Annotated in this window: 16 protein-coding genes; 1 reads left to right on the forward strand and 15 read right to left on the reverse strand. The window is 42.4% G+C overall.

Features of this window, described 5'->3' with window-relative positions; genetic code table 11:
• Positions 1-64 precede the first annotated feature (64 nt).
• The 9 genes from T375_RS06425 to metK form a co-directional block, all read right to left on the reverse strand.
• Entirely contained in the window at positions 65-337 is a 273-nt protein-coding gene (locus T375_RS06425) for an HU family DNA-binding protein (protein ID WP_044936413.1), read from the reverse strand.
• A gap of 229 nt (positions 338-566) precedes the next feature.
• Positions 567-1,640 (reverse strand): hypothetical protein, encoded by a 1,074-nt coding sequence (locus T375_RS06430; RefSeq protein ID WP_044936415.1) that lies wholly within the window; start codon positions 1,638-1,640, stop codon positions 567-569.
• A 151-nt stretch (positions 1,641-1,791) separates the two neighbouring features.
• The gene (locus tag T375_RS06435; protein WP_044936416.1) at positions 1,792-3,123 is read right to left on the reverse strand and encodes a CCA tRNA nucleotidyltransferase; all 1,332 of its coding nucleotides are present in this window, start codon (positions 3,121-3,123) and stop codon (positions 1,792-1,794) included.
• On the reverse strand, positions 3,119-4,558 hold the full coding sequence (gene proS / locus T375_RS06440) for a proline--tRNA ligase (RefSeq protein WP_044936417.1): 1,440 nt from the start codon (positions 4,556-4,558) through the stop codon (positions 3,119-3,121). The genes T375_RS06435 and proS overlap by 5 nt, the downstream gene beginning before the upstream one ends.
• 129 nt (positions 4,559-4,687) lie before the next feature.
• A complete protein-coding gene (locus T375_RS06445) occupies positions 4,688-6,949 on the reverse strand; it encodes an EAL domain-containing protein (RefSeq protein ID WP_081821991.1) in 2,262 nt (753 codons plus the stop codon).
• 47 nt (positions 6,950-6,996) lie between these two features.
• A complete protein-coding gene (locus T375_RS06450; RefSeq protein ID WP_044936418.1) occupies positions 6,997-7,653 on the reverse strand; it encodes an RluA family pseudouridine synthase in 657 nt (218 codons plus the stop codon).
• 79 nt (positions 7,654-7,732) lie between these two features.
• Positions 7,733-8,422, reverse strand: coding sequence for a response regulator transcription factor (locus T375_RS06455; RefSeq protein ID WP_033152829.1), 690 nt, complete (start codon positions 8,420-8,422; stop codon positions 7,733-7,735).
• On the reverse strand, positions 8,415-9,569 hold the full coding sequence (locus T375_RS06460) for a sensor histidine kinase (protein ID WP_044936419.1): 1,155 nt from the start codon (positions 9,567-9,569) through the stop codon (positions 8,415-8,417). Before T375_RS06460 ends, T375_RS06455 begins: the two co-directional genes overlap by 8 nt.
• Positions 9,570-9,634: 65 nt before the next feature.
• Positions 9,635-10,816, reverse strand: a complete 1,182-nt coding sequence (gene metK, locus T375_RS06465) for a methionine adenosyltransferase (protein ID WP_033152825.1) — start codon at positions 10,814-10,816, stop codon at positions 9,635-9,637.
• A gap of 183 nt (positions 10,817-10,999) precedes the next feature.
• Here metK and T375_RS06470 point away from each other — a divergent pair, with 183 nt between their 5' ends.
• Positions 11,000-12,133 (forward strand): HD-GYP domain-containing protein, encoded by a 1,134-nt coding sequence (locus T375_RS06470; protein ID WP_044936420.1) that lies wholly within the window; start codon positions 11,000-11,002, stop codon positions 12,131-12,133.
• Here the strand turns inward: T375_RS06470 and recD2 are convergent.
• The 6 genes from recD2 to uvrA form a co-directional block, all read right to left on the reverse strand.
• Positions 12,123-14,354, reverse strand: a complete 2,232-nt coding sequence (gene recD2 / locus T375_RS06475) for an SF1B family DNA helicase RecD2 (protein WP_044936421.1) — start codon at positions 14,352-14,354, stop codon at positions 12,123-12,125. The genes T375_RS06470 and recD2 overlap by 11 nt on opposite strands.
• Positions 14,355-14,407: 53 nt before the next feature.
• Positions 14,408-14,866: a hypothetical protein gene (locus T375_RS06480; RefSeq protein WP_044936422.1), complete on the reverse strand. Its 459-nt coding sequence runs from the start codon at positions 14,864-14,866 to the stop codon at positions 14,408-14,410.
• Positions 14,867-14,956: 90 nt separating this feature from the next.
• A complete protein-coding gene (locus tag T375_RS06485; RefSeq protein WP_044936423.1) occupies positions 14,957-15,775 on the reverse strand; it encodes a flagellar hook-basal body protein in 819 nt (272 codons plus the stop codon).
• A 195-nt stretch (positions 15,776-15,970) separates the two neighbouring features.
• A complete protein-coding gene (locus T375_RS06490) occupies positions 15,971-16,777 on the reverse strand; it encodes a flagellar hook-basal body protein (protein ID WP_044936424.1) in 807 nt (268 codons plus the stop codon).
• Positions 16,778-16,926: 149 nt separating this feature from the next.
• Positions 16,927-17,910, reverse strand: coding sequence for a rod shape-determining protein (locus T375_RS06495; protein ID WP_044936425.1), 984 nt, complete (start codon positions 17,908-17,910; stop codon positions 16,927-16,929).
• A gap of 356 nt (positions 17,911-18,266) precedes the next feature.
• Entirely contained in the window at positions 18,267-21,089 is a 2,823-nt protein-coding gene (gene uvrA, locus T375_RS06500) for an excinuclease ABC subunit UvrA (protein ID WP_044936426.1), read from the reverse strand.
• Position 21,090 lies beyond the last annotated feature (1 nt).

Raw genomic sequence — 21,090 nt, forward strand, 5'->3', positions numbered from 1 at the left:
CATTAAAAAATAGGGCCCGGCATAACCGAACCCTAACCATCATCTAAATAAAATATACATTCAATTAGTTGATAGAATCCTTAAGAGCCTTACCAGCCTTAAACTTAGGAGCCTTAGATGCAGGAATCTTCATCTCTGCGCCTGTCTGTGGGTTTCTACCTGTACGAGCTGCTCTCTGAGATACTTCGAATGTACCAAAGCCTACAAGCTGAATCTTCTCCCCCTTCTTAAGCTCTTCAGCAACAACCTCTGTAAAAGCCTTTACAGAAGCCTCTGCGTCCTTCTTAGAAATGTTAGCCTTGCTAGCGATAGCTGCTACTAATTCTGTCTTGTTCATTACTATTCCTCCTCGAGAATTTGTATTGTATTATAGCGGGCTCAAGGGCCCTTAACTACAATATCCTTTATAATTCTTTTGCATTACGCTGTCAACAATAAAACCCCAAAAAATCCCCATTTTATAAGGTTTTTATGGATTATTACAAATTTTTTGCACATTTTTTAAACATTATTACTATTTACAAATCCTTGCATTTTAGAAAAGTTCACTTTTTTTTCACATATCCCTAATTTCCAAGGCTGCTGATAAGATCCGAAATAGTTGATAAATAGTCCACTTCATAGTCATAATCGTCTGATTTTTCCTCGGTTTCAGTCTCATTTTCTGTAGACGATTCTTCACTATTTTCCTCTTCTGTTGACTCGTCTTCCTGGACAACTTGTGAGTCAGTGGTGTCTGATTCTGTTTCCATCTCAAGAGTGATTGTTGCGGTCTCCGAATTAACAACTAAAGTCTTGTTCCAAGCAGTGTATCCATCGCACTGAACCACCAGCTTGTGATTGCCATACTGAACGTACTGTGGCTCCGCTGGATCAATCATTTCACCGTCGATGTAAACATAGGTATCTGCCACTGTAACAATAAATGTAATCAAGCAGTAGGATGGCCCCTCCCCCTTCAAATCATCCAGATTTACCGGAGTAGTTTCGTTTCTGTTGACAGTGTACTCTCCACTGCCTCCCCAGCCATTATTTGCAACTGTAATCTTGTAGGTGCCTTCTGGTACTTCTATTACCTGGTCTCCATTTACCATTGAAACAATCTTATTTCCAATGAAGATAAGGCTATCATCAAATAGACTTGTATTTGTGAGATAGATATATCCATGGCCTGTGGTAACCGCTATAGAAATAACCTGCTTATCCTGGCCAATAACTGTGATTACATCATCTTCACCAATACTTGATAGAAGAATCTTTTCTGTATCCGAATAGACCTTTGTTTTATCGGTAATCTTGTAATTAGTTCCGTCGATAGTAATTAGGTTTTTGTCTGCATCCAGCTTGTATTTGGAGATATCCTCATATGCCCAAACATCATCTGACTTCTGCACAGATGAAAGGGCTCCAGATGATGGAAGCAAATCGCCTATCGTAACAACTGTGCCAGCTGTAAAGTTCGCCCACACAGTGTTGCCCCCGAATTTATCAAGGAATTTCGTGGTCATATTATAGTTGTAGCGCAGTTGCTTGTCCTCTTCCAAAGAATAGAGAGCGATGGTTTCTTCCATCATATCTAGACTTTCTACGATATACAGTCCCTGTGGCTCTTCCTCCACAAGTGCCGTATCCTCCTCCACAGTCTCCTCCTGCTTTTTCAGGGCAGAGCCTGTGTGTTGAGTAACCGTAGCAGTATTAGGGTGACTTCCGCACCCCTCAAGCAAAGCTGCGCTCATGCATAATATCAATGTTAAGTTAATTAGTTTTTTTGCAAAAATCCCATTCATACGATTATTGTAGCATATCTTTTACACGATTTAACAGATATTCTCTATCGTTCAAATCTGGTTGGTCCACAACTTCGTCGAAAACTGTTTTCAGAATCTGGCCTATTTTTTGCCCCTGAGGCACGCCCATTCCGATTAAATCCTTACCATTTATCTTTAAATCCTTTATAGATAAGCAGTCCTCCTGCTCTAGGATTTGGCGATACATAGCTTCGATTGAATCAATATATGCAAGCTTCTCATCACGACAGTACATGCTCTGGGCCATGGTATCTGCTCTTTTAACAGCTAGTAAATCTTCAAAGTTATCCTTACCAACTCTGATTATTAGCCTACGAATGTTTCTAGGTGTAACCTCTGGTCTATCGTCATGATTTTTAATCAGATTGCAAACTGCATCAGTAGTTTCGTTGTCAAACTTCAAACGACGTAATATGGCTTTAGCCATCTTAGCCCCTTCTACCTGATGCATTTTGAAATGGTTTTGGCCTTCAGCATCAATTGTCTTGCAAGCTGGTTTTGCCACATCATGAAGAAGCATTGTAAGTCTGAGCACCTTATCTGCCTTTACATTGTTTAAAGCAACAATTGTATGCTCTCCCACTGTGTACATGTGGTGCTTGTTTACCTGGTCACAAGCCATCATATCATTGAACTCAGGGAAGAATACATCTGTAAGGCCTGTCTCATAAACATCTCTGATTCGCTCAGGATGGTCTGAAGTAATCAGCTTTACAAGTTCTACCTGGATTCTCTCGGCACTAATCCTATCCAAGGTTGGTGCCAAGGTCTTGATTGCCTCATATGTAGCTGGCTCTATTTCAAAGCCTAGCTGTGCGGAGAATCTGAGTGCGCGAAGCATACGAAGAGCATCCTCTGTAAATCGCTCTGTAGGATTGCCTACAGCCTTGATGATACCATTCTCTAAATCCTGCTCGCCACCAAACAAATCCACCAATCCTCTGGTGTCGTTGTAGGCCATAGCGTTGATAGTAAAATCGCGACGCTTTAAATCTTCCTCAAGAGAAGCTGTGAATGTAACTTCCTTAGGATGACGACCGTCCTCGTATTTGCCATCTACTCTGTAGGTGGTGACCTCGTATCCTTCACCATGAAGCAATACAGTCACAGTACCATGCTCAATGCCTGTATCAAATGTGCGCTCGAACAAAGCCTTCACCTGCTCTGGCAAGGCCGATGTGGTAATATCCCAATCGTGAGGAATTTTCCCTAGAATGCAGTCACGGACACAGCCGCCTACTGCATAGGCTTCGTGTCCGTTAGATTCTAAAATATTTATTATTTTTGAAACGTCTGCTGGTAAATTCATATTAATAAGCTTTACCCCAATATACTAATTTCTTAGCTGGCTTGCCGCAGCATGCACATACATCAGAAATATGCTCCTGATCATTAAATGGCATACAACGTGAAGTTACAGCTAAATCTTCTTTAATCTTATTCTCGCATTCAACATCGCCGCACCACATTGCACGAATGAAGCCTGGCTTGTTGTTAGCGATTTCTGTGAACTCTGCATAGTTGTGAGCATCCCAGATATGGCTATCACGGTGAGCCTTTGCACGCTCAAACATATCCTTCTGGATAGTCTCAAGAAGCTCTGCTACCTTTGCCTCTACCTGATCAAGTGGGCACTCAATCTTTTCACGTGTATCACGGCGAACAAGTACGCACTTGCCTGCCTCGATATCCTTTGGTCCAAGCTCTACACGAACAGGGATACCACGCATCTCTGCCTCTGAGAACTTCCAACCTGGTGACTTATCTGAATCATCAAGCTTAGCACGCATTGTCTTGCCAAGACGCTCGCATACCTCGCCTGCCTTTTCAAGTACGCCTTCCTTCTTCTGCTGAATAGGAATAACAACTACCTGTGTAGGTGCGATACGTGGTGGAAGTACAAGACCTGAATCATCACCGTGTACCATAATGATAGCACCAATAAGACGAGTAGTCATTCCCCATGATGTCTGGTGAACATACTGAAGCTGATTATTTTTATCTGTGTACTGAATACCGAAAGGCTTAGAGAAGTTCTGGCCAAAGTTGTGTGATGTACCAGACTGTAAAGCCTTACCATCGTGCATAAGAGCCTCGATTGTGTATGTAGCCTCAGCACCTGCAAATTTTTCTTTATCTGTCTTCTGTCCGCGAACTACTGGCATAGCAAGTACTTCCTCGCAGAAATCAGCATAGAGGTTGAGCATCTGAACTGTACGCTCCTCAGCCTCCTCAGCTGTTGCATGAGCTGTATGGCCTTCCTGCCATAAGAACTCACGTGAACGAAGGAATGGACGTGTCTCCTTTTCCCAACGAACTACAGAGCACCACTGGTTATAAACCTTTGGTAAATCTCTGTGAGAGTGAATAATATCTTTATAGAAATCACAGAAAAGAGTTTCTGAAGTCGGACGAACGCAAAGACGCTCCTGAAGCGGGTTAAGACCACCATGTGTAACCCAAGCTACCTCTGGTGCAAATCCCTCAACATGATCCTTCTCTACCTGTAGAAGACTCTCTGGAATAAACATTGGCATATATACATTCTGTACGCCAGTTGCCTTGAATCTTCTGTCTAACTCGTGCTGGATATTTTCCCAAATAGCATACCCATCGGGCTTGATAATCATGCATCCCTTTACAGATGAGTATGCAATCAAATCTGCCTTAACAACAACATCGGTATACCATTGTGCGAAATCCTCTGACATAGAGGTAATCGCTTCTACCAGCTTTTTTTCCTGTGCCATTTCAATCTCCTTTGTAATAATTATTCGCATTTTACTATGAAAATGCCGTATTTGCCCGTTTATTTTATAACATACCGCCACTAAAAACAAGCCCACCTCACGCAAGGTGAGGCGGGCCTTCCAATATATCTATATCAAATAAAGTTCTTCGAAGCGTTTGACTGGGAGGGGCTTGTCGAAGAAGTAGCCCTGCAGGTAGTCGGCTCCGGTGCCGCGGAGGTATTCCATTTGCTCCTGGGTCTCTACGCCTTCGATGATTACTAGCATTCCAAGGGCTTTGGCAAGGGTGATGATTGTGTTGACAATCTTGCGGCCCCTTGTAACGTTTTTGTCCATTGATAGGAATGCCATATCCATTTTCAGGATGTCGGCTGGTACTTCCTTCAGCATGTTTAATGAAGAGTAGCCACTTCCGAAGTCATCGATTTCTACCAGGAATCCGTATTCTTTGAGGGAGTTGATGATTTCTAGCTGACGCTCTTTTTCAGTCATGAAAATGGTCTCGGTTATTTCCAGCTTTAGACGGGATGGATGAATGTGATACTTTTCGACCAGTCCTACTAATGTTTCGTATAGGTCTACGTAGTAGAAATCCTTTACGGAAATATTTACCGAAATTGAAAGGTCATCGAATCCCATAGATGTCCAGTAAGCAAGTCTTTTTGCGGCCTGTTCCCAAATGTACATATCAAGCTTGTAGATGTAGCCAGTCTTTTCCAAAAGTGGAATAAATGAAGCTGGTGCAATGATTCCGCGGTCCGGATGAATCCAGCGAACCAATGCTTCCGAAAGCTTTACCTTCTGGTCCATATTTACAATTGGCTGAAGGAACATCGCAAACTGGCCTGTCTGTAATGCTTCCTCAAACTCTCCAAGAATCTTCTGTTCGCTAAGGTACTCACGGCGAAGCATATCTCCATAATAGGCAATGGAGTTCTTGAAGCTTGAGCTAATTGAATCAATTGCAAGGAACGCTCCATCTACCATGGAAATTACTGGTGCCTGCTTGTCAAAGATTTCGTATACACCAACAAGGATTACCATTCTGTACTGGGCATTGTTGAGGTAATTGCTTACCATGTTCATGCCAGTCATAAAAAGCTCTTCTGTGTAGCGGCTCTTTGGCATGAGTACTGCAAATCTATCTGCTTCAAGACGGGCAAATGTGGAGCCCTTCTGAATCTTTTCCCTGATTGTATCTGCGCATCTGATAAGTAAACGATCAGCTTCCTCCACGCCAAACATGTCGTTGATAAGCTTGAAGCCTTTGATGTTGCAGCATACCATTACGTATTCTACATTTGGATATTCATCAAGGATGTTACGAACGTCCTCAAAGAAAGCTTCTCTGTTCAACGCACCTGTAAGGCTATCGTGGGTGCTGCGGTATTTTTCTTCTTCGTATGCAATGAAATCTCCAGTTACATCATAGAAGGATAAATAACATCCGCAGTAATAACCTTTTTTGTCGTATATTTTGTTGAAATGAATATCGAATCGATATTCATCTCCGTTGATGTTGAAAATATCATTCCAGCTGGCGTTGGAAATAGAGTTTGTCTCACGGCCATCACGCCATTTTCGGAATCTCTCCTCAAAAACCCTCTTTTCTCCAGAAGGACAAAACAGTCTGTTTGCAAACTGGTTAGAATAAATGCAACAGTCATTTTCATCAAAGGATACAAGTGCGCATTCCATTCTTTCTGTGATTGTGGTAAGCATGTACTCCACAAATGTCTTTGGATTATACAAAAGTGAATAATAGCCTACATACACTGCTGCAACAGAATAAAAACAAACTGATACATCTACTGGATAATCAAAGAATAAATAAAGCACATTTAATAGAATGATTCCCACAAACATAATGAGAATTGATAAATATCTGGTTCGGTGGAAGCCACTTGTTATAATTGTCTTCTTTAAAAGAACGACAACGATAATTGCTACTAATATGTAGCAGAATATCAAATGCACCATATAATAGTCATTGATTTCAAAGGCATAGAACCATTCCTCTGGATTCAATCTACGCTCTACTAGTGAAAAAGCATGATGCCACTTTTGATTTGCAAACAAACTAATGCTGTCAAGCACAGCAATTGCCGCTATTATAAGTGGTGCTGAATAAGTATCCAACCAAATTCTAGTATACTGTCTCGCATAGAAAACAAATGTAATCAAAAGCCAATCTATTCCCGCAAAATATAGCGCATAACTAAACTCTGCCTGGCCGAAATCGTGAGTGGATATAGCCCGCACATACGCCAAACTTGTTATTATTCCAACTATAAATAGCTGGATAATGGATATGCTCAGTTTACTATGTTTGATTGTGTGTCGTGTCCCTATGTATACCGCACATGCAAGCATTATGAATGCCGTCAGCATGATTAGTAAACTGTATATCTTAATCAAATGATACCCCCCGTTCTATGCTAGCCTGCCACTTTGCTGTCTGCGAAATCTGCTCCCTTAGGTTTAATGTCAAATCCCATTCTTTCGCCTGTCACTGGGTGATTGAAACCAATGTGATAAGAACATAACGCAAGATTGTGCCCTGTAGAAATTCCGCCGTATTTTACATCACCAACGATTGGCGCAGTTCTGCTGGCCAATTGGATGCGAATCTGATGATGTCTTCCGGTGAACAAATCAATATCAAGAAGCTTTTTGTCATCCCAGTGGTCCACTGCGCGATATCTAAGAATCGCTTTCTTGGCACGAGGATCTGACTCCTTTACTACCTTTGATAGATTTGTACGATTATCCTTTACTAAATAATCAACAAGCTCCCCTTCATCCGGGAAGGATTCCCTGCTGATTACTGCATAATATTTCTTTCTAAATGTGTGGTCTGTAATCTGTTTTGTAAGCTTGTTTGCCGCTTCTGATGTTTTGGCAAAAACCATAACTCCCTCTACAGGCTGGTCTAGTCTGTGGACCACATGGGCCGTTGGCTTTTCGTTTTTTGAAACCAGATAATTATTTATCTCGCTTACCATGTCCTTTTCGCCAATACTTTTTGTCTGTGTTGCCACTCCCGCTGGTTTGTAGCATACAAGAATGCTATCATCCTCAAAAATTATGTCCATACATTATACCCCCTTATTAATTGAGTCTTAATAGAATTTTAGCACTTTTCTGTATTCTTTCATAGTTTTCGCAAAATTCTCACACTTTAAATCTGTAGCCTACGCCCCAGATCGTTTCGATGTACTGTGGCTTTGATGTGTTCAACTCAATCTTTTCGCGAATCTTATTTACATGCACTGTAACAGTAGAGATATCACCGATTGATTCCTCTCCCCAAAGTGTCTCAAAAAGCTGCTCCTTTGAGTAAATAACATTTGGATTTTCCGCAAGGAATGTAAGTAAATCAAATTCCTTTGCAGTAAATGTCTTTTCCTCGCCATTTATCCATACACGGCGGCTGGCCTTATCAATACGAAGGCCACGAATGCTGATTTCATTCTTTTGAATAGCTGGCGACTGAACGAGGCGCTCATATCTTGCAAGATGCGCTTTTACTCTCGCTACAAGCTCACTTGGCGAAAATGGCTTTGTGATGTAGTCATCTGCGCCAAGGCCAAGACCTCTGATTTTGTCGATTTCTTCTTTTTTAGCTGTAACCATGAGAATAGGTACATTTTTAACCTCACGGATACGCTTGCAAAGCTCAAATCCGTCTACACCTGGAAGCATTAAATCCAGGATGTACATGTCGTAGTTGCCTGCCAAGGCCTTCTGTAAGCCCTTTTCTCCATCAGCTTCTATATCTACTTCGAAATTAGAAAGCTCTAAGTAATCTTTCTCAAGCTCTGCAATTGCTTCCTCATCTTCGATGATTAATATTCTACTCATTTACGACCTCCTCATTTTCAATGAATTTTCTAATGACGAAATACATTGTTGTACCTTCGTTTTCCTTGCTTGTAACCCAAATCTTGCCGCCGTGGTCCTCGATAATTTTCTTTACTATTGAAAGTCCAATTCCGCTACCACCTGCCGCAGAATTGCGGGATGTATCAGCTCTATAGAATCTATCAAAAACATATGGCAAATCCTGTGTTGCAATTCCCTTGCCATTGTCTGAAATCTCTACCTGCACAAAATCACCAACATCCTTTATGACTATACCAACGCGGGATGCCACATCTGCCCTCATGTATTTAACTGAGTTGCTGACGATGTTGTGAATGATACGACCTAGCTGCTCTGGATCTGCAATTATCAAAACATCTGGATCTACAAAATTAGCATAATCAAGCCTGATATGCTGGTTTTCAAGATCCATTCCAAGTTCTTCGATACAGTCCTCAAAGTACGCTCTCAGGTTGAGCTTCTGGAAATTGTATGGAATCTTGTTGGTATCGATATTTGAATACAAGGTCAACTCATTAATCAGCGTATTCATTTCATTGGCTTTGTTGTATATTGTGCGAATGTATTTCTCCTGCTTTTCTGGAGTGTCTGCAACACCATCAAGCATGCCTTCTGCATATCCCTTGATAGCAGTGATTGGGGTTTTAAGATCGTGAGCGATATTGGATATCAACGCCCTCTGCTCTGCCTCATCCTCAAGCCTATCCTTGGCATTATTCTTAAGACGAACTCGCATGTCTTCAAATGCATTACAAAGCTCGCTCATTTCATCTGTACCCTGGCTTGCTACGCTGAAATCAAGGTTGCCTTCTTTGATGTTGTTAGCTGCAAGCTTCAACGTCTTCAGCTGTGGAGCGATTCCACGGTATATCCAAACAACCATAATAATTGCTGTCACTAGCAAAATAATGAACTCAGCAATACAAAAGTTGGTAACTAGCTCGTCAAACTTTCCTGCTTCATCCATATAGCCCTTGAAAGAATGTATAATCTCATTGGATATTAGTTGCTCTTCCGTGGCCTCCAATACAAGTTTTTTCATTCCCAGCATCAAACTGCAAAACAGTGCCACTGGAACAAGTGTAATTATAAAAAATGAAATAATAAGTCTGTTTTTTAGTTTCATAATACTTACCTCATAAAAAATAGGCAGCCCCTAAGGACTGCCTAAATTATAACATAAGTGATTTATTAAAGATATTTCTTTAAAGCCTCTGCTTTGTCTGTTGCTTCCCATGGAAGCTTAACATCTGTACGGCCGAAGTGACCATAAGCTGCTGTTGGACGATAGATTGGGCGACGAAGGTCGAGCATCTTGATGATTCCTGCTGGACGAAGATCGAAGTTCTCGCGAACGATTTCGATAATCTTTTCATCTGAAAGCTTTCCTGTGCCAAATGTATCAACCATAACTGATGTAGGTTCAGCAACACCGATAGCGTATGAAAGCTGAATCTCGCACTTATCTGCAAGACCTGCTGCTACGATGTTCTTTGCAACGTAACGTGCTGCATATGCACCTGAACGGTCTACCTTTGTGCAGTCCTTTCCTGAGAAAGCACCGCCGCCGTGACGAGCGTATCCACCGTATGTGTCTACGATAATCTTACGTCCTGTAAGACCTGCATCGCCATGAGGACCACCAATAACGAAACGTCCTGTTGGATTGATGTAGAACTTTGTCTTATCATCAATCATATCCTTTGGAAGGACTGGATCGAATACGTATTTTTTGATGTCTTCGTGAATCTGTTCCTGAGTAACATCTTCATCATGCTGAGTAGATAAAACTACAGCCTCAAGTCTAACTGGCTTGCCAGCCTCGTCATACTCTACAGATACCTGTGTTTTGCCGTCTGGGCGAAGATAGCTAAGTGTGCCATCCTTGCGGACATTGGTAAGCTGAAGAGCAAGTCTATGAGCAAGAGAAATAGGATAAGGCATGAGTTCTTCTGTTTCGTTAGTAGCGTAACCGAACATCATACCCTGGTCACCAGCGCCTGTATCCAGGTCATCTGTAAGTGAGCCTTCCTTTGCCTCAAGAGCCTTGTCAACACCCATAGCAATGTCAGCGGATTGTTGATCAAGAGCGACCATAACAGCGCAAGAGTTTCCATCGATGCCTTTCTTTCCATCGTCATAACCGATTTCAAGAAGAGTCTTGCGTACAATAGCTGGAACATCAAGCTGTGCCTTTGTTGTGATTTCGCCTGTTACAAGAACGAATCCTGTACATGAAGCTGTCTCACAAGCAACACGGCTCATTGGATCTTCAGCTAGGCAAGCATCGAGGATGGCATCCGATATGGCATCACATACCTTATCTGGATGGCCTTCTGTTACTGACTCTGAAGTAAAAAGTAACTTTTCCATTTTTTGACTCTCTTTCTTAAAATAAAAAAATTAGTTGCCTAAGCTTATATAGTATAACGTCATATGGGAGTTTCGGCAATAGACATATTATTATAACTGTCATCGTCTAAGTATTGCCTTGTAATCCCGAAATTGTATACGTATAATTATAATATATAATTATGAAAAATTAGAGGTAGAACAATGACACTAGCAGTAGACGAACTAAAGGCTGGTATGGTTGTAGCTGAGCCAATTATGACAAAGCGTGGCCAGACCATCTCAAAAGCTGGTGAAACGCTGACAAATCAGCTTATTGCCAAGCTTGCCTTTTACAAAATCGAAGCGGTTACTGTTGAGGACCCTGAGCCAGAACCTGAGCCAGAGCCAGAACCAGAACCAGAACCAACGCCTGCTCCTGCTTCCGCTAAACCAGAATCAAGAGTCAGTGACCAGATCACCTATACTCAGCGCCTGAAAGCTTCTCCAAAATTTCAGAAGTTCCAGTCGGACTATGCGTTGAATATCGGTTACTTAAAAGAAAACTTTGAAGCTATTATCGCAGGAGGTGGCGCAGAATGCTCCGACCTCATGCTTGAGAACTGTGAGTCTCTTTTCAAATCAAAGACTTCACTTGAGCTTTTAGATATGCTTTCAAACATGCGTAACTTAGATGACCCAATTTACACTCACTCTTTGAACGTAGCCCTCATTTCCCGTTCAATCGGAAAATGGCTTCAGCTTCCAAAGAATGATTTGAACGTCCTTACACTTGCCGGTCTTCTTCATGATATTGGAAAGACACAGATACCAGAATCTATTCTGAACAAGCCTGATAAGCTGACCGCAGAAGAATACGCCACAATGAAGACTCATCCTCTTCTTGGTAAAAAGCTTCTTAATAATAAGGGATTTGATTCTAGAATTCTTTCCGCTGCTTTACAGCATCACGAGCGAAGCGACGGAAGTGGCTATCCTAGAGGCCTTCTGGAAGATGAAATGGATGACTTCTCATGTATCGTTGCCATTGCTGATGTTTACGATGCAATGACTTGCGCCAGAGCACATCGTGATCCACTTTGTTCATTCCAGGTTATTGCTGAGTTTGAAAAAGAAGGACTTCAGAAATACCACACCAAATACGTGCTCACTTTCCTTGAGCGTATTGCAAACGCCTACAGCAACAGCCGCATTATTCTTAATAATGCAAAAACAGGCCGCGTGGTTTACATCAATAAGAGCAACCTTTCACGACCTGTTATTCAAATGGACAACGGCGACATCATCAATCTCGCCGATTCTGTCAACAAAGATTTATATATTAAAGCTATTCTATAAAGGCTTCCTGTATTCTGTCTTTCAATCCAGAATACCTTGCTGCCTGGGATGTATTATCCACCATAGAATAAAATACATTTGCGTCGCCTACCATGGTGACGCATTTTTTTGCTCTGGTAATGGCAGTGTAGAGAATGTTTCTGTTCATCAACATCTTTGGACCATCCATAACTGGCATTACAACTGCTGGATATTCAGAGCCCTGGGACTTGTGAATAGTAATGGCATATGCCAATTCCAACTCATCCAAGTTAGCAAATGGATAAACCACTTTTCGTTTTTCTTCGTATTCTACCGTGATTGTCTTAGCCCAATCGTTGATATCCTTGATGATTCCCACATCTCCATTAAAGACACCAACACCCTTCTCGATGGTAATGTTGTAGCCACCGGTGACTTCCCACTCAAGCTGATAATCGTTGCGTATCTGCATAACCTTATCGCCCTCGCGGAAAATACGAGTATCTCCTGACCACTCTTTTTTGTTAGGGGCAGGCGGATTCAGGAAATTCTGAAGGATTCCATTTAATCGCTCTACACCAATCAATCCTTTTCTGGTAGGAGTGAGAACCTGAATCTCGCTGATACCAGCATCTACGTATTTTGGCATTTTATCTCTAACAAGAGTAAGCATTACATTGATGATTGTATCTGCATCGTCTCTCTTTAAAAAGAAGAAATCCTTTGATTTATTATCAAGTACAACATGCTCTCCCTGGTGAATCTTATGAGCATTTACGACGATGTCACTTTCCTGAGCTTGACGGAAAATCTTTTTCAGGGTAACCGCCGTGAATCTTTCTGATGCTAAAATATCCTTTAGAACATTTCCTGGACCTACACTTGGAAGCTGATTTTCATCACCTACAAGGATAAGTCTAGTACCTGGTGAAATTGCCTTTAGCAGTGAATACATCAATGAAACATCTACCATAGACATCTCATCAATAATGATTACATCACACTCAAGAGGATTCTCCTCGTTTCGGTCGAATCTGGCAAAGGATGTGACGCTATCATCGTCATTCATGTTTCCTGCAACCTCAAGCATACGGTGAATTGTTCTGGCTTCGTAGCCTGTAGCTTCACTCATTCGCTTGGCCGCGCGACCTGTTGGCGCACCCAAGAAGATATTGTAGCCCTGGTCCTCAAACAGCTTAATCATAGTGGTGATAGTTGTTGTTTTACCAGTACCTGGACCACCGGTAAGAACGAAAAATCCTCGCTCTGCCGCTGCAATTACCGCATTTTTCTGAAGCTCATCAAGCTCCACATTCTCCTCAATTTCGATTCTGCGGATAGTGTTTGAAAGGTCTTCTTTATCAACCTTATATTTCACATCCAGCTCACGAAGCATGCCGGCGATTGACTCTTCCATGCGATAGAATGCCTTTGAGTAAACCTGACGATTTCCTTCAGAGTCTTTTTTTATAATTATCTTGCTATCCATGGCAAGATTCATAATCTGGGCATCGATTGTGCCCTCATCTACCTTTAGCAAATCCTGTGACATACGATTGAGGGTATCGATTGGGAGATAGGTGTGGCCCATTCCAGCGCCCTGGCCAAGAATATATTGTATTCCGCCCTTAATTCGGAATTCAGAATCCACCTTTATGCCAACCTGGCTTGCGATTTCATCTGCAGTTTTAAATCCAATTCCCGAAATTTCATCTGCAAGCTTGTATGGATTTGTCTGTATTACATTGTAGATTTCATTACCGAAACGATTGTAGATTTTGATAGCCTTATTGCCATGAAGACCGTATTTATCAAGAAAAATGATGGCATTTCTGATATCTTTTGCTCCAACAATCTGGTCAGAAATCTCCATAGCCTTTGTGATTGAAATGCCCTTCACTTCCGCAAGTCGCTCAGGCTCATCCTCTATAATTCTGAATGTATCGGCACCGAACTTCTTTACAACTCTGGCAGCGAGCTTTGGTCCAATTCCCTTGATAGCTCCTGAGCCTAAATATCTTTCCATGGAAAGCTCATCTGCTGGTGCCTCCACCTCATAGCTGGCCACCTTGAACTGCCTGCCGTAGGTTGGATGTTCTACAAATTCTCCTCTAAGAAGAAGATTTTCACCTTCTCCAATTACAGGAAAAAGTCCTGTACATGTGAGCAAATCATCATCTGCCACAAAGTCCAGAACTGTGTATCCATTATCTGTATTTCTGAAAATTATGTTTTCTACGTAACCCGTTAATTCTTCCATGGGTACAATAATAGCATAAAAAAACACCGCGTACTATATGTACGCGGTGGTCATTATGCTAAAACTTCTGTCACTTTTGACGCGTTTGTCTGTGCGATGTCTTCTGAAACTGTGGCTGCGTCAACACCTGCGGATTCTGTCTGAGCGCCTGTTGTTCCGGTAATTCCATAGTTGCGCATAATCTGCTCAACAAAATCATCTGTTACATCTCCACCAATTTGGTCTACAAGCTGAGATGCAACCTCTGTGATTGCCTTGTCCATATACAAATCCTTGTACATCGACATGTTTGTGTCTTTGTTTTCTTCGGCTTCGTTTACGAAAGACTCCTTAACCTGCTTTACAACCTGCTCCATCATGTAAGTCTCGAAGCTCTTAACAGCCTCTTCGATTTCTTCTCTTGATGAATTCTGGGAAATATTGCCAATTGATTTGGCAGTTGTTTCCGCTGCTGCTTTCGCCTGGTTGGTGTATTGCGATTGCAAATACGTATTCATACTCGTTAAATCCATTTCTCAATCCCCCTATTAGATAGATTTGGCATCATCCGCATCCCCTCTTCTATCAGCTAGTTAACCTCCGCTCCGCGTAGGCTTGTTACTTTATCTCTTAAGGTTATTAGCCTGCTCCAACATGGTGTCTGAAGTAGTAATCGCCTTTGAGTTCATTTCATATGCACGCTGTGAGATGATAAGGTTTACCATTTCATCTGCAACGTTAACATTTGAGCCTTCAAGGTAGTTCTGAAGAATAGAACTTCTGATAACTCCATTTGTGTTCCATTCTGAAACTGGCTCACCGGAAGCTACAGTCTCATCATACAAGTTTTCACCGATTTTTGAAAGACCAACTCTGTTTGTAAACTGATACAAAGCAATTGACTGGCCTGTGGCTGTGTATGTGCCATCGGCATTTCTATATGAAATAGCTCCGTCATCTGGATTTACTGTAAATCCATTTTCACCTGCTGTTGCAGGAAGTGTAATTGGATTTCCTGCCTGATCAAGTACTTTATAGCCTTCAGCTGTAGTAAGGACTTTTGCTCCAGTGTTGTCGATAGCCCATGTGAAGTTACCATTTCTGGTGTAGTGAGTTTCATCACCATCCTGTACTGCAAAGAAGCCTTCGCCTGTGATGCACATCGCAGTGTTGCTATCATTTGCAAGCTGAGCGCCCTGTGTAAAGTTAGAGTTGATTGATGCAACTCTTGTACCAAGACCAACCTGCGCGCTTGTAGGCTTTGCTTCGCCCTCTGCGTTTGTGCTGGTTGCCTGGAGTGTTTGATATAGTAAAGTCTTGAACTGTGTGCTCTGAGCTTTATATGCTGTGGTGTTAACATTTGCAAGGTTGTTTGCAATTGTGTCTACTGATGTCTGCTGGCTCTTCATTCCTGAAGCTGCAGCCCACAAAGATCTCATCATAAGCTAATTCCTCCTAGATGTTCTCTCGCTTGTTACTCAATTTATGGCTCGCCAGTTACGCCTACAAGCATTCACTTACTACGCTCAACACATGTTTCGCTTTAGTAAGTAAATAGCTTGTTGTCTACTGGCTAATTATAATATATTGAAACAAGCTATTTATAATCTACTAATTATTGCTTAGTGATTGGCCACTTATACCTGGCCGACCTGATTAACTGTTTTATCAAGCGTTTCGTCCTCAGCCTGAATCATTTTCTGGCCTGCCTCGTATGCTCTGGCTATGGTAATCATTGTAACCATTTCATCAACTACATTGACATTGGATGATTCAAGAACACCCTGCTCTATGTAGCCATTTTCTGCTTCTATTATTTCTCCTCCATCAATAAGTGAATAGAGGTTTTCGCCATATTTATTGATGTAATCGTAATCAGCTACATCCACCAATCCGATTGTATCGACTTCCTCGCCATTCTGAGTGATTGTTCCGTCCTGTGCCACTGCATATTCCAGTGCTGGATCAATCTGTACGTAATAGTCCTCGCCGTACTGTCCGGTAAGGGCTCCCTCTGAATTGAGGAGGTAATCTCCGTTGGATGTTCTGATATAACCATCTGTGTCTACTGTGAAAGCACCGTCTCTTGTGTACATGACTGATGTTTCACCAGCTTTGTTTGTGTAAGCAACTGCGAAGAATCCGCTTCCTGCAACTGCTAAATCTGAAGGTTTGTCGGTAATCTGGAATCCGCCCTGCTCCCAGTTTGTGTAGGTCTCGCCTACCTTTGTACCAAGAGAAATGTATCCGATTCCCTCTGGTCTGTTTGCAAGTGCTGATGTGTCCTTAATCTTGATTGCCAGGCGCTCGTCAAATGACTGTGCCACCATGCCTTCCTTTTTAAAGCCTGTAGTGTTGGAGTTGGCAAGGTTGTTAGTAATAGTATCAAGACGCTTCTGCTCATTAATCATGCCTGTATAGGCTGTATAGAGTCCTTTTACCATGGAGTCTCCCTTCTTTTAGACTTGGTTATAATACTCTCCATCTCTTTTATCGGTTTTCCGAAAAATAAAATTAACCCCTTTTATGGAAAAATATTATTTTTCATAATCATTTTACCATATAAAGGGGTCAAACATTCAATATTATTTAATTAATCTCCTGAAAGGAGCTCTACATAGCGACCTGTACCGATAGCTACGCATGTCATTGCCTCATCAGCAGTCATTGTGTTGATACCTGTGCGGTCCTCGATAAGCTCCTCAAGACCACGAAGAAGGGCACCGCCACCTGTAAGAACGATACCTCTGTCTGCAACATCGGCTGCAAGCTCTGGTGGAGTCTTCTCGAGAACTGAGTGAATAGCCTCAACAATCTGCATTGTAGATTCCTTAAGAGCTTCCTCTGTCTCCTCTGAAGAAACAGTGATTGTCTTTGGAAGACCTGAAACAAGGTTACGTCCTCTAACGTCCATAGTCTCTGCCTCGCCAAGTGGGAAGCAACGACCAATCTTAATCTTGATATCCTCGGCTGTACGCTCACCGATAAGAAGGTTGTGCTTCTTTCTCATGTAACGAACGATAGCCTCGTCGAAATCATCACCAGCAACCTTGATAGATGTGCTGACTACTGAGCTGCCAAGTGAGATAACAGCGATATCTGCTGTACCACCACCGATATCTACGATCATATTTCCCATTGGGAGGGAAATATCGATACCAGCACCGATAGCTGCTGCGATAGGCTCCTCAATAATAGAAACCTCACGAGCGCCTGCTGCAAAAGCTGCGTCCTCAACGGCACGCTTCTCAACCTCTGTAGCGCCAGAAGGAACACAAACAGCAATACGAGGCTTACGATAGCTCTTCTTGCCCATTGCCTTCTGAACGAAGTACTTAATCATTTTCTCTGTAACTGTGTAGTCAGAGATAACACCCTGACGAAGTGGACGAACTGCCACGATATTACCAGGAGTACGTCCAATCATAAGACGTGCCTCCTCGCCGATTTCCTTAATCTTATTAGTATCTCTATCAAAAGCCACAACTGAAGGCTCTTTTAAAACAACGCCCTTGCCCTTTGCATATACAAGAACGCTTGCTGTACCCAAATCAATTCCGATATCTGATGCTGCCATGTTATTATCCTTTCTAATTCTAATCTATTCTACTGCCTTATCGGCAGAATTGCGCATTTTCACGTTTCTATTATATACGAATTATTTCATTATTCAAGTATTTATAATCTCTAGTTTGCCGGTTAGGCGGTCAACCTCTGAGCCCATAGACAATAAAAAAGCCAGCGTATAAACGCTGGCGTAATTCTCGGGGAGTGCGACCAAAGTCTCCTTCGGTCGCTGAGTTATGAAAAATTTGGTATTAGCTTTCCGCTAGTACATGAAGTAATATACAGTGCTTATGTGATGGCTATGTGAAGATTTGTGAAAAAATGTCCCATATTACCAATCTTCCTCACCTCTGTGAACATGCGGTTTTATATATAATCTTTCAAATATTGCCCCGTATAACTCTTTTTTACCTTTACGATGTCTTCTGGTGTACCCTTGGCTATAACAGTTCCGCCACGATCACCTCCATCTGGACCCATGTCAATTATGTAGTCTGCACACTTAATAACATCAAGATTATGCTCGATTACTACAACTGTATTTCCTGAGTCAGAAAGCTTGCGCATGATTTCAACAAGCTTGTTTACATCGTCAAAATGAAGACCAGTAGTTGGCTCATCCAGGATGTAGATTGTCTTGCCTGTAGCACGACGTGAAAGCTCTGTAGCAAGCTTGATTCGTTGGGCCTCTCCACCTGAAAGTGTAGTGCTTGGCTGGCCAAGCTTGATATATCCAAGTCCTACATCATAAAGCGCCTGGATTTTGTTAAGAATGCTTGGAACATTTTTGAAGAATTCCACAGCCTCTTCAACTGTCATATCAAGCACATCGTAAATTGTCTTTCCTTTATAATGAACCTCTAAAGTCTCTCGGTTGTAACGCTTACCGCCGCAGACTTCACAAGGGACGTAAACATCTGGTAGGAAGTGCATCTCAATTTTAATGATACCATCTCCTGAGCAGGCTTCACATCGGCCGCCCTTTACGTTGAAGGAGAATCTTCCTTTATTATATCCGCGCTCCTTCGCCTCAGTTGTTCCGGCAAACAAATCACGGATTAAATCAAACACACCTGTGTAAGTGGCAGGGTTTGAACGAGGTGTACGTCCGATTGGAGACTGGTCGATATCGATAACCTTATCAAGGGCCTCTGTTCCAATAATATCATCGTGCTTTCCTGATACTTTTCTTGCACGATTCAGGCGCTTTGCCAAATCCTTGTAAAGAATCTCATTTACAAGAGAGCTCTTTCCTGAGCCAGACACACCAGTAACAACTGTCATGATTCCAAGTGGAATATCAACATCGATATTTTTAAGGTTGTGCTCGCGGGCGCCCTTGATAGTAAGCCATCCCTTTGGCTCGCGGCGTTCCTTTGGAACAGGGATGCAAAGCTTACCACTAAGATACTGACCAGTGATAGATTCTGGACAAGCCATAATCTCCTCTGGTGTACCAGCGGCGATGACTTCTCCACCGTCCTTGCCGGCGCGAGGTCCGATATCCACAAGATAATCAGCAGCGCGCATAGTATCAGCGTCGTGTTCTACTACTATTAGCGTATTTCCAAGGTCTCTGAGGCCTTTGAGGGATGCTAATAACTTGTCGTTATCTTTTTGGTGGAGACCAATAGATGGCTCATCCAAGATGTAGGCTACGCCAACAAGACCTGAACCAATCTGTGTTGCAAGACGGATTCGCTGTGCCTCTCCACCTGAAAGTGTGGCTGTTGCGCGGCTCAGTGTAAGATAATCCAAGCCCACATCTACCATGAACTTCAGACGAGCCTTGATTTCCTTCAAGACAACTGCACCGATTTTTTTCTGCTGCTCTGTGAGATTGAGACCGTCAATCATTTCGTACAATTCACGGACAGGATACTGAGTCATTTCGAAAATGTTTTTATCATCCAAAGTAACTGCAAGAGATTCCTTCTTCAAACGCTGACCATGACAGCATGGACAATCACTGTAGAACATGAACTCCTCGTACTCTTTCTTTGCAGACTCTGAATATGTCTCTTTATATCTACGGCTAACATTTTCGATAAGGCCTTCGAATACGGTAGGATACACGCCGCGGCCTCGCTGGCCTTCGTAATGAACATCTACTGACTTGTCAAATCCATGGATGAACATGTGGCGAATCTTCTCTGGTAGCTCCTTGTATGGAGTGTCGAGAGAAAACTTGTATTCTTTGGCAAGTGCCTCAAGCAAGGCGTGAGCAAAGCTTGTGGATTTGTTGGATGACTGCCAGCCGATAACCTGAACTGCCCCCTCATTAAATGAAAGGCTCTTGTCAGGAATCATTAAGTCCTCATCAAACTCCATCTTGTATCCAAGACCGAAGCACTCTGGACAGGCACCAAATGGATTGTTGAAGGAGAAGCTTCGTGGCTCCACCTCATCGATGCTGATTCCACAATCAGGACATGAGAATCCCTCTGAGAAATTGATTGGTTCTCCATCGATTACATCAACAATCATCAATCCCTCAGCAAGCTTGAGTACTGCTTCGATAGAATCTGTAAGACGCTTTTCGATGCCTTCCTTTATAACAAGTCGGTCAACAACGATTTCGATGTTGTGCTTTATATTTTTATCAAGCTTGATTTCTTCGGATAAATCATAAACATTGCCATCTACATTTACACGAACATAGCCCGATTTTTTAGCCTTTTCAAAAAGCTTTTCATGTGTACCCTTTCGTCCGCGGACAACTGGGGCAAGAAGCTGAATCTTTGTACGCTCTGGAAGTGCCATAATGGCATCAACCATCTGGTCTACTGTCTGTTTGCTGATCGGTTTGCCGCAATTTGGACAATGTGGCACGCCGCATCGAGCATACAAGAGACGCATGTAGTCGTAAATCTCTGTAACTGTGCCGACTGTAGAACGTGGGTTGTGGTTGGTGCTCTTCTGATCAATTGAGATGGCAGGTGGCATACCTTCCATGTGCTCTACATTTGGCTTTTCCATCTGGCCAAGGAACTGGCGAGCATATGAAGATAACGACTCCATGTAGCGGCGCTGGCCCTCGGCAAAAATTGTATCGAATGCCAACGAAGATTTACCTGAACCTGATAATCCCGTGAGAACAACAAATTCATCACGAGGAATATCCAGGCTAACATTTTTCAGGTTGTGCTCATTGGCACCCTTTATTTTTATGTATTTTTTTTCTTTCATT

Source organism: Pseudobutyrivibrio sp. LB2011 (genome assembly GCF_000701765.1).
GTDB lineage: Bacteria > Bacillota > Clostridia > Lachnospirales > Lachnospiraceae > Pseudobutyrivibrio > Pseudobutyrivibrio ruminis.